Raw genomic sequence first — 14,271 nt, 5'->3', positions numbered from 1 at the left:
TCAGGCCTCCTTCCCGCTGCCGGTCGCGTTTTCCGCGCCTACTGCATCAGCAGTAACGGCATCAGAAGAATCGCGGTCGGCCTGAGAGTCTTTGCGGGACTTGTTGGGACGACGGGTACGATTGCCCGGTCCTTCCTCATCCTGCAGTAGCCCCTCGGGCGGATTTACCACCAGCTTGCGTTCCGAAAGAACCACCTCTGGTACTGCTTCCTTGGTAAACGGAAGAACGACAACCTTGCCCCGGACTTCTTCAAGCGCGACTTCGATTACGTCGCCAGCGCCAAAATCAGCCACACCCCTTACGGTTCCAAACAGCGAACCATCAATGTGGTAGGCGGTCAGACCAACAAGGTCAGCAAGATAAAATTCGTCTTCGTCTATCGTTTCAGGCAGTGCCGTCCGCGGTACATGAAGCTTGGTTCCCCGCAGCCGTTCGGCAGCATCCCGATCGTCTACGCCTTCGATCTTGGCGATCAGCTGGTCGCGGACATGTCCGACAGGAGACAACTTGTATTTCAAGGTGCCTTTGGCATCGAACAACGGGCCATAACCGACAAGGTTATCCGGGTCGACGGTATAGCTTTTGACGCGCACGGCACCACGCACCCCGTGAGGGGCGGTAATCATGCCGACGCAGACATAAGCTTCGTCGTTTTTGGATTTGCGGGTATCAGCCATTTCGGTTCACAAGTTTTCCGGTATCTGATCAAAGCGTGCGTTCAGCGATTACTCGCTTGCAGCCTCTTCAGCAGGTGCTGCTGCTTCGGCAGCGGCTTCCGCAGCAGCGGCAGCAGCAGCTTCAGCTTTTTCAGCTTTCTCACGAAGACGTTCCTGAGCTTTCGCTTTCGGAGCAGACTTCTGCGGCTGTTCGGTCGGTTTGAACGCGTCAGCAAGGCCAGCTTTGCCCAGGAAACGTGCAACACGATCGGTTGGCTGTGCGCCAACAGACAGCCAATATTTGATGCGCTCTTCTTTGAAGGTTACGCGGGTGTCAGATTCTTTCGGGAGCATCGGGTCATAGGTCCCGACACGCTCGATGAAGCTGCCGTCACGCGGAGCACGGGCATCAGCAACTACGATACGGTAGTACGGACGCTTTTTGGCACCGCCACGGGAAAGACGAATCTTAACAGCCATTCGGATAAGTTCCTTTCAGCTTGGGTTGTAGTCTTCTAAATCATGGCCCCGAGAGGCCTATTCACTCAGTCTTTATCGCCGGCTTTGTCGGCCGGTTTTGGTCCCTAAGAGAAATTCTTCAAGAACCTTCTTTAAGAACCGGGGGTTTGGCTATTTCTTCTTGCCGAACCCCGGAAATCCAGGAGGCATGCCACCGCCGCCCCCCATTCCCGGAAAGCCGGGTGGTAACCCACCACCGCCACCGGTTAATCCTTTTGGCAGATTGCCAAGGTCTGGCATGTCGCCGCCCTCAAGCATTGCCGGGTCCATTTTTGGCATGCCGCCAAACAGACCCTTTTTACCCATCTTGCCCATTTTTTTGATCATGGTGGACATGGTCTGGTACTGTTTCAGGAGCTTGTTCACATCCTGAACAGACAGACCACAACCCGCCGCAATACGCTTTTTGCGCGATGCCTTGATCAGGGCCGGATTTTCACGTTCTTTTGGCGTCATCGACAAGATGATCGCTTCTTGGTGTGTAAGAAGTTTTGGATCAAGCTTGGTCTGCGACATCTGTTTTTTCAGCGCGCCCATGCCCGGCAGCATGCCCATGATGCCGGAAAGATCACCCATCTTCTGAAGCTGTTTAAGCTGGGAAAGAAGATCGTTCAGGTCAAACTGACCTTTACGAAGTTTCTTCGCCATTTTCTCGGCGTCTTCGGCCTTGATGTTCTCAGCTGCTTTTTCAACAAGGCTGACAACATCGCCCATACCCAGAATACGGTTGGCAATACGATCAGGATGGAACGCTTCCATCTCGTCGATTTTTTCGCCAACACCAAGCATCTTGATCGGGCAGCCGGTGATCTGACGCATTGAAAGGGCCGCACCACCACGTGCATCACCGTCAACACGGGTCAGAACGATACCGGTGATACCGACCTTTTCAGCAAATTCCTTGGCGACATTGACCGAGTCTTGACCGGTCATCGCATCGGTAACCAAAAGCGTCTCGACCGGGTTGACCGCATCACGGACCTGGGCGACTTCGCTCATCAGTTCCATGTCGATATGCAGGCGACCGGCGGTATCAAGGATAACTGCGTCGTAGCCTTCCTTGCGGCCCATATCCATGGCGCGCTTGGCAATCGAAACCGGCTTTTCGCCCATAACGATCGGAAGGATGCCCAAACCATTATCGTCGGCCAGAACTTTCAGCTGCTGCTGCGCGGCCGGACGATAAATATCGAGCGATGCCAGAAGGACTTTCTTATTGCGCTTTTTCGTCAGATGCAGGGCGATCTTGGCGGAGCTGGTGGTTTTACCAGAACCCTGCAGACCAACGATGAGGATCGGAACAGGCGGGGTGGCAGCAAGATTGATCTCTTCGCCGTCGCCCAGCATGTTTTTAAGTTCGTCATGGACGATCTTGACAACCATCTGGCCCGGCGTGATCGAGCGGAGAACATCCGCGCCAATCGCACGTTCAGTTGCATTGGTGATGAAGGTTTTAACGACCGGCAGCGCAACGTCAGCCTCAAGCAAGGCGACGCGTACTTCGCGCATGGCTTCCTTGACGTCGGATTCCTTGAGCGCGCCACGTTTGCGCAGCTTATCAAGAACCCCGCCAAGGCGATCGCTTAGTCCTTCAAACATTCCAAATCCCGTCTGTGTTACCGGTGTTTCCACCGTATGCGCACAAAAAACTAAAACCCAGTGCTCGAAAACTCGAGGACTGGGGGAGGCACCCTTTGGGCGACCTGTGGTGGGGAGGGTTTATTGGATCGGGTTTAGGGAGTCAAGCGATATTGGGCGCAAAAGCCCATTGTTCTGCGCTTTTCGAGTCATTTTGTGCCCAATCGGCGATTCTGCCAGCAGGGCCGGGTATTTAACCCGCAATATCAATCGGCGTAATCGCGTGATTATCAATCAGACGCGCCTTGCCAAGATGGGCAGCAACAAAGATCCGTGCGGGTTTGGTGACGGTTTCATCGACCTGTTCAAGCGTTTGGGCATCGCGCACTTCAAGGTAATCAATCGGATTAAACCCGGCGGTGAGAATGTCCTGGCGGCCTTTAGCCAAAAGGGGGCCAAGTTCGGCACCCGAAGAGGCCTTGGTAGTGATTTCGGCCAATACACGGTTTAAGGTCGGGGCAATTGCGCGTTCTTCGGGCGACAGATAGCGGTTGCGCGATGACATGGCCAGGCCGTCTTCTTCGCGCAAGATTTTCGCCCCGATGATCTCGACCGGGATGTTCAGATCTTTGCTAAAACGGCGAATGACCATCAATTGTTGATAGTCCTTCTGGCCGAAAATCGCGCAATCTGGCAATGCTTGCAGCAGCAATTTAGTGACGATTTGGGCCACACCGTCGAAATGACCGGGGCGGGCCGCACCACACAAAACAGTGGTCATCGCATCATCGACGCTGACATTGGTGGCAAAACCGTCGGGATACATTTCATCAACAGACGGGGCAAAGCATAGCTCCACCCCGCCCGCATCAAGACGTTTCTGATCGTCAGGAAGGGTGCGGGGATATGCGCCGAAATCTTCGGTCGGGCCGAATTGGGTCGGATTGACAAAGATGGAAACGATCACGCGATCAGCATGTTCGCGGGCAAGTTTGGTCAGGCTGATATGGCCATTATGAAGCGCGCCCATGGTCGGAACCAGAGCAACACGAAGGCCTTCGGCGCGCCACGCGGCAACAGTCGCGCGCAAATCAGCGACAGTGTGAACAGTCGTAAGGGACATCTTTATCGTCGTATCGAAAATTTCATGAAATCGCGGCGGTCCAGACCCTGATCAGATCAGACTGCGCGCAACTTACCTTTTTTCGCAATACCAAAGCAATGTTCATCCGCCGGGAACTGACGGTTGCGCACTTCATCGGCATATTGACCAACGGCTTCGGACACGGCATCGCCAAGATCGGCATACCGTTTGACGAATTTCGGCGTGAAGTCGGAAAACAGGCCAAGGATATCCTCGGTGACGAGAACCTGACCATCACAGGCAACCGAAGCACCGATGCCAATTGTCGGGACATCAATGGTTTCGGTAATCGTGCGTGCGACCGGCTCGACCGTCCCTTCGACAACAACGCAAAAAGCACCGGCCTTGGCGACGGCCTTAGCATCGGTAATCATTTTCTGCGCTGCTTCATCGCCGCGACCTTGGCTTTTGAACCCGCCCATGGTGTTGACCTGTTGGGGCATCAAGCCGATATGGGCCATCACAGGAATTCCACGTGCGTTCAAAAATGCGATGGTCTCAGCCATCTCGGCACCGCCTTCAAGCTTCACCGCAGCACAGCCGGTTTCAGCAATAATATGCGAAGCCGTTCGGAAGGCCTGTTCTTTGGATTCCTGATAGCTGCCAAAAGGCAGATCAACAACAACACAGGCATTTTTCGATCCGCGCATGACGGCCTTACCATGATTGACCATCATATCGACGGTCACGGCAAGCGTGCTTTCCATTCCATAGACAACCATGCCCAATGAATCGCCGACCAGCAGAAGGTCGCAATGTTCATCAAGGCGCTGGGCCATCGGGGTGGTGTAAGCCGTAAGGCAGACAATCGGTTTCGCAGCTTTGCGGGCGCGAAGTTGTGGGACGGACATCCGGCCCATCTTGTTACTGGTGGCACTCATGACGTTTCTCCCCCGGTTAAACCGGAATTGGCTGCCCGATCTGTGTCGGGCGTACGATCATGTTTACAATATGATGACCATTTGCGGGAAATGTTTTTTCGCAATCGCGAAATAAGCAATTGGGCCAATAAGTTGTGCTTTTTCTGGAACGATCAGACCCTTTCGAAGGGTGTTCTGGTTTTTTGCGATTTTGGTGTGCAGTTGCACGACAAAATCACAAACCTTCGGCAAGATCTTCTAGCATGTCCAAGCTAACCGCTTCGATATGGCGGTTATCTTTAAGCGTAATCGTTTCATCTTTGCGCAGTTGAGTCAGGGTGCGCGACACCGTTTCAATCGTCAGGCCAAGATAATCGGCGATGTCTGATCGGCTCATCGGGACAATGATGGTGTCGCTGCTTTCACCGCGATGCTCTTGGCGGCGGGCCAGCATCAGCAAGAATGAAGCAACCTTTTCCTTGGCAGTCTTGCGGCCAAGAAGAAGCATCTGGTCCTGTGCCGCGGCCAATTCATCAACCGCCATGCCCAGCATGCGTTTTTCAAGATGAGGGAACTCGTCAAACAGCTTTTCAAGTTTCTGACGCGAGAATCGGCAGGCGGCGACAGGTTCAATCGCCTCGGCGGTATAGCTGTAATTGGTATTCAGCGCCAACCCCAGAAAATCACCGGCAAACAGGAAACCTGTGATTTGACGGCGACCGTCACCCAGCAACTTGTAAAGCTTTACTGTTCCTGATGTGACGTTAAAGACGTAATCGGCGTCTTCCGCTTCGTGAAAAATGGTGCTGTGTCCCTCATACTGGACATGCGTCAACAGTTTGCGCAGCTGATCATGTTCAGCCCCGTGTAGTGACGAGCAGAAGGTCAAGTCCTTGATAGAACAGGCTTCGCAAAGCTGAGGGCGGACTGCCATGGCAGACTCCGATACTGGTAACCAGACTAAGTCTAATGAGTGATCAATCTATGCGATTAGGTGGGGGGAATTCAAGTTATTCTAACTATCGTGTTTATTGATTTTCTTGGGTTTTGAAGAAATCATGTCGTCGTCATCATCAAACAAGATGCGGTTCGCTGCACCTTCCATATCATCGAACTGACCGGAACGAAGCGACCATAAAAACGCGGCCAAACCCAAGAGACCCAAAAACAACGCAATCGGGATCAGGAGGAGAAGGTTGCTCATGCGATTATGCTCCTGCCTGTTGCGTGGTTTTGGTGATGATTTCGAAGCTGCTGTCTTTTACCGCCGGGGGTTTCGAATGCAAGCGCAGTGCATTGGCAATGACAATCAAGGATGATGTCGACATTGCGATCGCTGCAATCAGCGGCGTGACAAAGCCAGATACCGCAAGCGGGATGGTGATCAGATTATAGGTAAAGGACAAGGCGAAATTTTGCCGGACCAGTTTATCTGCGGTACGGGCAACATCAATTGCCTCGATCACCGCACCGAGTTTGTCGCCTTGAAAAACAATATCAGCGGCATTCTGTGAGATTTCGGCAGCTGTTGCGGGTGACATGGATGCATGCGCGCAGGCAAGGGCCGGGGCATCATTGATCCCGTCGCCGACCATTAAATCAAAATGACCTTGATCTGCGCGGGATTGAATATGGGATGCCTTTTGGGTTGGCGACATGCGAGCCCGCCAATTTTCAAGATGAAGCATTTCGGCTAATCGTTTCACCGTACTTTGCCTATCACCTGACAGCAAACCTACGTCAAATCCTCGGGATTGTAGTTGCCCAACCACGCGCGCAACGTCGTGTCGAAGTGTGTCTTGAAAGATAAATCGCGTTGCCGCCTTGCCCGGTTCAGCCAACCATAATTCCGGGCCGATAATATCGTTTGGAAGATCTGCGTTTTCGGCAACGCCACAAAAATCACGACTGCCAAGACGAATGGGACCAGTGGCACCTTGTGCAATCAACCCTTGACCGGGATGTTCCGTGACATTCGATCGCGGGACAACGGTGCCAGCTGCACGGAGCAGGGCACGCGACAGGGGGTGATTGCTGTTTGCAGCGATTTCTGCCGCAAGGATTAGGGTTTTATCATCCGGGCTTACGACCAGTTCGGGTTTGCCGGTGGTCAGGGTGCCGGTTTTATCAAAAATTACACCGGTGATTTTGGTCAACCGTTCCAGTGCGGTCGCCGATTTAACAAGGATACCGGCGCGCAAAAGCCGCCCGGTCGCGATGACTTGGACAACCGGTACTGCCAATGCCAAGGCACAGGGGCAGGTGATGATCAAAACTGCAATCGCATTCATCAAGGCATCATGCCAAGGTAGGCCAGCAATTAACCACCAGCCGATAAATGTTGCCAAGGAAAGAAAGTGAACAACCGGAGCATATGATTTTGCCACCCGGTCCGCGATGGCAACATATTTGGCCCGCCCCTGTTCGGCATTTTCCATCAACCGGACGATTTCAGACAGAAGAGTATTCCCGCCCGTTGCTGTAACACGTATGCGCAACGGGGCTGATATATTGGTGGTTCCGGCGAATACATTCGTGCCCGGGCGTGTGAGAACGGGGATGCTTTCACCGCTGATAACGCTTGTATCAATGTCGGACTGTCCATCAATGACTTCGCCGTCAACGCCAATACGTTCACCCGCCGCAGCTAAGACAATCATGCCCGGTTCGGCTTTTTGTGGGGGGATCAGGCGTCGCGTGCCATCGTCTTGAATGACCGTGATCGAGCGGGCATTGAGAGACAAAAGATGTTCGGCGGCAGACCTGGCCTGACCGCGTGCCCGCCCATCAAGATAACGCCCGATCAACAGGAAAAATAGCAACGTGATTGCACTGTCAAAATAGGCATGGGGTTCACTGCGGATGGTTTGTGCCAAGCTCATGCCCAGCGCCAGGATCACACCCAAGCTTATCGGGACATCCATATTGACCCGGCGATTGCGGATCGCACCAAGGGCAGACCGATAAAACGGCATCCCGGCATAGGCCGCAGCGGGCAGCGCAATCAAGGCCGATAGCCAATGAAACAGATCTCGGGTTGCCCCGCCCATACCTTGAAAATATCCGGCCCAGACCGAGACGGAAAGCAACATCACATTCCCCGCAGCAAACCCGGAAACCGCCAAACAGCGCAGCAATTCCTTGTTGCGTGTTGCGGTTGCCTGTTCAAGGGCAGCTGGGTCAAAGGGGATCAGGCGATAACCCATCTGAAGAACCGGGTGAATGAGTGTGGCGATATCTTCAAGCTTGCCCTGCCAGCTTAGGCGCAGGCGGCGGGTTGTCATGTTTATACGGGCCTGAAGAATGGCATCATTTCGTTGCAACAGGGTTTCGATCAGCCAGACGCATGCTGCACAATGAATGCCATCGACCATCAAATTTAGATGATGGTTTCCGTTTTCATCGGTGCTTGCCAGTTCCGTGAAGTCAAAGCTTGCAACTTCATCTTCATCCGGGCGCAAGGCGCGGATTTTCGGATCTATCGCACGGCGCTTGTAATAGGAAGACAATCCCAATTCGCCCAGCAATTCAAATGCACCGGCACATCCGGCACAGCAAAAATCTGGTGCTGCGGGGGACATGGCCGTAACTGGTTCATTGCAGTGGCGACATAGGGCATCGTGGGTCATGGATCAACGACGACGTTCTCGACCGTTTGGTAATCATCGCCCATGGCATGGGCAATGGTGCGCAATTGCCAGCGGCCATAAACCGGGAAAGATGCACTGGCCCGGTATTCGCCCGGTGCGATTTCAGCCATCGGAACGGTCATGTCCAAATCATCGCGATCAGATCTGATCATGACCACCGACATTTTGGCACCCGTGATGGGTTGGGAATCCTTGTCACGGAACAGGACCGTAATGGTGCCGTTCTGATTGATGACACCACTGACCGAAATTTTGCTGCGCCATCCCAATTCGGCCTGACGGGCCGCACCGGAAATCGCGGCATTGTAATTATTGCCTTCTTCGAAGGCATGTTTGGTGACAAGGCCGTTCCAGCTGGTCATGGAAAAGGTGATCAGCGAGATGTTGGCGATCAACATGATTGCAAAGCCGCCAACGAAGTACCACGGAATCCAGCGATCTGATTTACGTGGGCCGTTCTGGTCTGATGAAGGCGAGGTCATGTGCGTTGCCATCGGTTATCTTTCCTGTACTGAGCCGTTTTCACGATCAGCGGTCGGTCTTTGGACCGGCAAATACTGTATCATAAGTTTCAGAATTTCCGGTTTCGAGATCGGTTACCTTAAATTCAAACGAGGTCGCGTCGCCATCAAGTGCGGTCGGTGTTGCTGCAACAAAGACCCGGAAACTGCCCACCCGATCAGGGGCGACATCAAGGTTAAAGCTGCCATCCTGATTGGGGGTTTGGCCAATGACTTGCAGACCGGTGGTCGGAAGACCCGTGACCGACAAAATATAGGTCTTATTAGCCTGTTCTTTGTTCAGAACCTTGATGGTGTAACCGTTGCGGACATCGCCATCCGACAATGTGACAAACAGCGGATTGCGATCGCGCAGGACATTGAGTTCCAGAACCGAGCGGTTAAACAGGCCAAACATCATGACCGACGCGACGACCATCAAAATGAAAGTATAAAAAATGGTGCGCGGACGGATAAGCCGCACGCGGGTTGCTTTACCTGTTGCCCGAAGCTGGGTGTTCTGAACCGAGTCAAACCGCACAAGATCGCGAGGGAATCCAACCTTGTCCATGATATCGTTGCAGGCATCAATACACAGGCCACAACCAATGCATTCCATCTGCAAGCCATCGCGAATATCAATGCCGGTAGGGCAGACATTTACACAGGCATGACAGTCAATGCAGTGACCGGTCTCGGGGACTTCGCCGCGTGCCAGGTTTTTACGTTTGATTGGGCCACGGGTTTCACCGCGCCACCCTTCATAGGTTACGATCAGGCTTTCATCATCAAGCATGGCCGATTGAAACCGCGGCCATGGGCACATATAGGTGCAAACCTGCTCACGGGCCCAGCCTGCCAGAAGATATGTCGAAGACGTCAAAAACGCGATGGTAACATAAACCGCCAATGATGCGTTGCCGGTAAACACATCGACCACCACCGTGGGCGCATCGTTGAAATACAGAACAAATGCACCGCCAGTGATCATAGAAATGGCAACCCAGGCCAGATGGGTTGCGCCAATTTTCCAGATTTTTTCCAACGTCCACTTTGATTGATCAAGCCGAACCCGGGCGTTTCGATCACCCTGAATATAACGTTCAACCAACATGAACAGGTCGGTCCAGACCGTTTGCGGGCAGCCATAGCCACACCAGATACGGCCGAACAGCGATGTTGCCAAAAACAAACCGATGGCGGCCATGATCAGGATACCGGTGATGTAATAGACTTCTTGAGGCCAGATTTCGATGAAGAAGAAATAAGCCCGGCCCAAATCCATATCAATCAGAACGGCCTGATCAGGGGCCGTTGCCCCGCGATCCCAGCGCAGCCACGGGACCAGCCAGTAAATTGCGAGAAGTGCAATCAGGGCAAACCATTTCAGGTTCCGGAAATATCCCGATACCCGTTTTGGATAGACCTTATCGCGGGTTTTATAAAGTGGCTGCTCACGATCTTCGTCACCATTCGCGGCAATGGTTTTCGGATCGGATTGTTGCAAATTGGACATGGCCATGTTCGCTACCTGAATTTTATGCCGCAATTATCTGACTGTTCTCTATGTGGAAACCACCAACCAGATGATGCGGATATGCTGCCATGACACTGCTTATGTCTGGCGGCTTTGTGGGGCAGGCTCGAATTATTCAAATCTGATATTGAAAGTACGAAATGCCCGCCGCAATCACCATGATACATATCAATTCCAGACAGGATCATTGCAGTGATGGTGCGGCGGGCATTCTGTATTATTAAGTTTACTGGCCACCACCAAGAGAGTGGACATAAACGGTCAGCATTTTGATGGTTTCTTCATCCAGACGACCGCCCCAAGCAGGCATCACACCACGGCGTGAATTGGTCACGGTTTCGGTCAGGGTGGATTTATCCCCACCATAGAGCCAGATGGCATCGGTCAGGTTTGGTCCGCCAAGTTCCTGAATGCCTTTGGCGTCATCGCCGTGACAGGATGCACAGTTTTCTTCAAAAACAACGGCACCACGATTTGCAGATTCTGCATCTGTCGCGCGGTTGGTGAAGGCCATAACATACTGAACGACATCATCAATCTGATCGCGTTCAAGCAAACCGTCCCGGCCAAATGCGGGCATGTCGTTGAAACGGGTATCTTCGTTGGCATCCCAGCGAACGCCGACATGAAGCGTTTCATTGATGGCATCAAGGGATCCGCCCCAAAGCCATGCATCATCCTGAAGCGACGGGAAGCCCGGATTGCCCGACCCACCTGTGCCATGACACGGGGCGCAGTTATCAGCAAAGATGGCTTTGCCCCCGGCCATGGAGAAGTTCAGAAGTTCGCCATCATTGACGATCTCCGAAAGATCCAAAGCAGCCAGACGTTCCATATAAGGGGCCCGTTCGGCGGCAACATTGGCCATGGTTTCATGAAGTTGGGTGCGGTTGGTGGTGCCAAAGGCACCTTTGAGATAGTCGGTCGCACTTGGCCAGGATGGATAGACCACCCAATAGCCAACTGACCAAACACAACAGGCCCAGAAGACATAAACCCACCACGATGGCAGCGGTGTATTCAATTCCTTGATACCGTCCCATTCGTGGCCGGTGGTCTCACGCCCGGATACTTGGTCTTTCTCGACTTTTGTCGACATTGCTCGGTTCTCCCCTTAATCCTGATCCCGCAATGGGATGTGGGCGTGGTCTTCCATGTCTTTATTGCGTTTTTTGCTGGGCCACATGACCCAAGCGATGATTGCGCCAAATAAAAGCATCAGCCACAAGCCCCATAGAGGGCGGAAAAAGTCAGCGAGTTGCGTAAAGAATTCCATGACGTTCCCCTTTGCCCTAGCGCAGGTTCATTTGCGGATTGTAGGTGGTGAAGTCGACCATCCGGCCCAACACCTGCAGATACGCAACCAGCGCATCCATTTCGGTTAGTTTTGTTGGATCACCATCAAAATCACCTGTCGCCGCATTTGGGTAACGTGCAAGGAAATCATCGTCATAGGCGGCGTCCTCGCTGGCCTGCAGGTAAAGGTCGGCTTTGGCGGCCTCGATCATCTCGTCGGTATAGGGAACCCCAACCATTTTAAGCGTTTCGAGATGGGCTTGGGCATCATCGAATTTCAGTTTGCGCTCGGCCAAAAACGGGTAGCCGGGCATGATCGATTCCGGCACAACGGCGCGCGGATCAATCATGTGGGCGACATGCCAGTCGTTGGAATATTTCCCGCCAACACGGGCCAAATCCGGCCCGGTACGTTTTGATCCCCATTGGAATGGATGGTCATACATCGATTCCGCGGCAAGGCTGTAATGACCATACCGTTCGACCTCGTCACGGAATGGACGGATCTGCTGGGAATGGCAATTATAGCACCCTTCGCGGAGATAGATGTTACGACCAGCCTGCTCAAGCGGGGAGTACGGACGTACGCCTTCGACCTTTTCGATGGTTTGTTCCATCGTGAAAAGTGGGACGATTTCAACAATGCCACCAATGATGATGGTCAGGAAAATGCCAAGGATCAGAACAAAGACGTTCTTTTCAACAATATGGTGTTTTTTAAGAAGCATATCTCGTTCCCCCTTTATTCGGCTGCAACGGTTGCAGGTGTGCCAATCGGTGCTTCATTGCGCAGATCGCCACGGATTGTCTTGTAGACGTTCCAGACCATCAGGAATGAGCCGAGTACAAACAGCAGGCCGCCAGTTGCGCGAATGATGTAATAGGGATGCATCGCTTCAACAGTCTCGATGAAGGAATATTGCAGGAAGCCCAATTCATCATAGGCACGCCACATCAGGCCCTGCATGATCCCCGAAACCCACATAGAAGTGATGTAAAGAACGATCCCGATGGTCGACAACCAGAAGTGATGTGACACCAGACGCATCGAATAAAGCCGTTCACGGTGCCACAGAACCGGGATCAGGAAGTAGATCGCCCCGAAGGAGACAAAGGCAACCCAGCCAAGCGCCCCGGAATGAACGTGACCAATGGTCCAGTCGGTATAATGCGACAGGCCGTTGACCGCCTTGATCGACATGACCGGCCCTTCGAAGGTCGACATGCCATAGAAGCCAACAGCAGCGACCATGAAACGCAGAACCGGATCGGTGCGCAGTTTGTCCCATGCACCCGAAAGCGTCATCAGGCCGTTGATCATCCCGCCCCATGAAGGCATCCACAACATGATCGAAAACGTCATGCCAAGGGTCTGTGCCCAATCGGGAAGTGCGGTGTAGTGAAGATGGTGCGGACCAGCCCAGATATAGAGAAAGATCAGCGCCCAGAAGTGAATGATCGACAGGCGATAAGAATATACCGGGCGTTCCGCACGTTTCGGGATGAAGTAATACATCATCCCCAAGAAACCGGCAGTCAGGAAGAAACCAACCGCATTATGGCCATACCACCACTGGGTCAGGGCATCTTGTACGCCTGAAAACATCGAATAGGATTTGGTGCCCATGAACGATACAGGAATGGCAAGGTTATTGCCGATATGGAGCATCGCAATGGTCACAATAAAGGCCAGATAGAACCAGTTTGCGACATAGATATGCGGCTCACGCCGTTTTAGCAGGGTGCCGACAAATACCGCCAGATAGCAGACCCAAACCACTGTCAGCCAGATATCAACAAACCATTCCGGTTCGGCATATTCGCGGCCCTGGGTCGTTCCGGTGACATAGCCGATGGCGGCCATGACGATGAACAACTGATATCCCCAGAAAACGAATGCCGGCAGTGACTTTCCACCATAAAGCGACGCGCGGCAGGTGCGCTGAACAACATAGAAGGACGTCGCCAAAAGCGCGTTACCGCCAAAGGCAAAAATGACCGCGGACGTATGCAGCGGGCGCAAACGTCCGAAGTTCAGAAATTCGTTATCGAAATTGAGAACCGGAAATGCGAGCTGCCATGCGATGACATCACCGACCAAAAATCCGATTACGCCCCAAAACACGGTCGCCAATGCGCCCCAGCGCACAACGTCCATATTATAGTCGACAGCAACAGATGGTGACGCTGTCTGTGCCATGCTCCCCTGGCTCATGCTTGACTCCCGTTCAAGGTCTTCGGGTGAACTGTCCAAAACCCTCTTGGACAATTTCATCAGTCCCCGTGAACTAACGGCGCGGGCGCCGATAACTCACCTGCACAAAAAGCCCCACCCACTTGCGGTGCTCGTACAATCGAACACGTTCGGTTTCAGGCGAGGTTTTCTAATCTGTTCGGTAAGTATGCGGGCAGGCAGGACAAAAACCATTGATCCACGTCAATATCGACGCGAAAAACCCGTCATAATTTCAATCATAGAAAACAACACGCCTGTTGGTGAGGCCGTCAAATGCTAGGGATGTTTATGCCA

14 protein-coding genes are annotated in these 14,271 nt (G+C 53.0%); all 14 read right to left on the bottom strand.

Annotated elements, in window-relative coordinates; translation table 11 throughout:
- The 14 genes from rimM to ccoN all read right to left on the bottom strand — a co-directional run bounded on the left by rimM (nucleotide 1) and on the right by ccoN (nucleotide 13,941).
- On the bottom strand, nucleotides 1-678 hold the full coding sequence (gene rimM, locus ACQ0MK_RS14980) for a ribosome maturation factor RimM (RefSeq protein WP_350043156.1): 678 nt from the start codon (nucleotides 676-678) through the stop codon (nucleotides 1-3).
- A gap of 48 nt (nucleotides 679-726) precedes the next feature.
- Complete coding sequence (rpsP, locus tag ACQ0MK_RS14975; RefSeq protein ID WP_350043157.1) at nucleotides 727-1,137, bottom strand: 30S ribosomal protein S16; 411 nt, start codon at nucleotides 1,135-1,137, stop codon at nucleotides 727-729.
- 150 nt (nucleotides 1,138-1,287) lie between these two features.
- The gene (gene ffh / locus ACQ0MK_RS14970; RefSeq protein ID WP_430473294.1) at nucleotides 1,288-2,775 is read right to left on the bottom strand and encodes a signal recognition particle protein; all 1,488 of its coding nucleotides are present in this window, start codon (nucleotides 2,773-2,775) and stop codon (nucleotides 1,288-1,290) included.
- Nucleotides 2,776-3,007: 232 nt separating this feature from the next.
- Nucleotides 3,008-3,877: a pantoate--beta-alanine ligase gene (gene panC / locus ACQ0MK_RS14965; protein WP_430473293.1), complete on the bottom strand. Its 870-nt coding sequence runs from the start codon at nucleotides 3,875-3,877 to the stop codon at nucleotides 3,008-3,010.
- A 56-nt stretch (nucleotides 3,878-3,933) separates the two neighbouring features.
- On the bottom strand, nucleotides 3,934-4,779 hold the full coding sequence (panB, locus tag ACQ0MK_RS14960) for a 3-methyl-2-oxobutanoate hydroxymethyltransferase (protein WP_430473292.1): 846 nt from the start codon (nucleotides 4,777-4,779) through the stop codon (nucleotides 3,934-3,936).
- A gap of 214 nt (nucleotides 4,780-4,993) precedes the next feature.
- Nucleotides 4,994-5,692 (bottom strand): cyclic nucleotide-binding domain-containing protein, encoded by a 699-nt coding sequence (locus ACQ0MK_RS14955; RefSeq protein ID WP_430473291.1) that lies wholly within the window; start codon nucleotides 5,690-5,692, stop codon nucleotides 4,994-4,996.
- An 81-nt stretch (nucleotides 5,693-5,773) separates the two neighbouring features.
- A complete protein-coding gene (gene ccoS / locus ACQ0MK_RS14950; RefSeq protein WP_430473290.1) occupies nucleotides 5,774-5,962 on the bottom strand; it encodes a cbb3-type cytochrome oxidase assembly protein CcoS in 189 nt (62 codons plus the stop codon).
- A 4-nt stretch (nucleotides 5,963-5,966) separates the two neighbouring features.
- Nucleotides 5,967-8,387, bottom strand: coding sequence for a heavy metal translocating P-type ATPase metal-binding domain-containing protein (locus ACQ0MK_RS14945; RefSeq protein ID WP_430473289.1), 2,421 nt, complete (start codon nucleotides 8,385-8,387; stop codon nucleotides 5,967-5,969).
- Nucleotides 8,384-8,902 (bottom strand): FixH family protein, encoded by a 519-nt coding sequence (locus ACQ0MK_RS14940; RefSeq protein ID WP_430473288.1) that lies wholly within the window; start codon nucleotides 8,900-8,902, stop codon nucleotides 8,384-8,386. The genes ACQ0MK_RS14945 and ACQ0MK_RS14940 overlap by 4 nt, the downstream gene beginning before the upstream one ends.
- Nucleotides 8,903-8,936: 34 nt before the next feature.
- Nucleotides 8,937-10,430: a cytochrome c oxidase accessory protein CcoG gene (gene ccoG / locus ACQ0MK_RS14935; protein WP_430473287.1), complete on the bottom strand. Its 1,494-nt coding sequence runs from the start codon at nucleotides 10,428-10,430 to the stop codon at nucleotides 8,937-8,939.
- A gap of 241 nt (nucleotides 10,431-10,671) precedes the next feature.
- The gene (gene ccoP / locus ACQ0MK_RS14930) at nucleotides 10,672-11,544 is read right to left on the bottom strand and encodes a cytochrome-c oxidase, cbb3-type subunit III (protein WP_430473286.1); all 873 of its coding nucleotides are present in this window, start codon (nucleotides 11,542-11,544) and stop codon (nucleotides 10,672-10,674) included.
- Between the two features lie 15 nt (nucleotides 11,545-11,559).
- Nucleotides 11,560-11,721 carry a cbb3-type cytochrome c oxidase subunit 3 gene (locus ACQ0MK_RS14925; protein ID WP_430473285.1) on the bottom strand — a complete coding sequence of 54 codons (162 nt, stop codon included), beginning with the start codon at nucleotides 11,719-11,721 and terminating at the stop codon, nucleotides 11,560-11,562.
- Nucleotides 11,722-11,737: 16 nt separating this feature from the next.
- Complete coding sequence (ccoO, locus tag ACQ0MK_RS14920) at nucleotides 11,738-12,469, bottom strand: cytochrome-c oxidase, cbb3-type subunit II (RefSeq protein WP_430473284.1); 732 nt, start codon at nucleotides 12,467-12,469, stop codon at nucleotides 11,738-11,740.
- A 14-nt stretch (nucleotides 12,470-12,483) separates the two neighbouring features.
- The gene (ccoN, locus tag ACQ0MK_RS14915; protein WP_430476035.1) at nucleotides 12,484-13,941 is read right to left on the bottom strand and encodes a cytochrome-c oxidase, cbb3-type subunit I; all 1,458 of its coding nucleotides are present in this window, start codon (nucleotides 13,939-13,941) and stop codon (nucleotides 12,484-12,486) included.
- Between the last annotated feature and the right edge of the window lie 330 nt (nucleotides 13,942-14,271).

It is taken from the genome of Thalassospira lucentensis (assembly GCF_050516545.1).
GTDB lineage: Bacteria > Pseudomonadota > Alphaproteobacteria > Rhodospirillales > Thalassospiraceae > Thalassospira > Thalassospira lucentensis_C.
The sequence above is the reverse complement of the archived record's forward strand: the minus strand, read 5'-3'. Positions and strand labels throughout refer to the sequence as shown.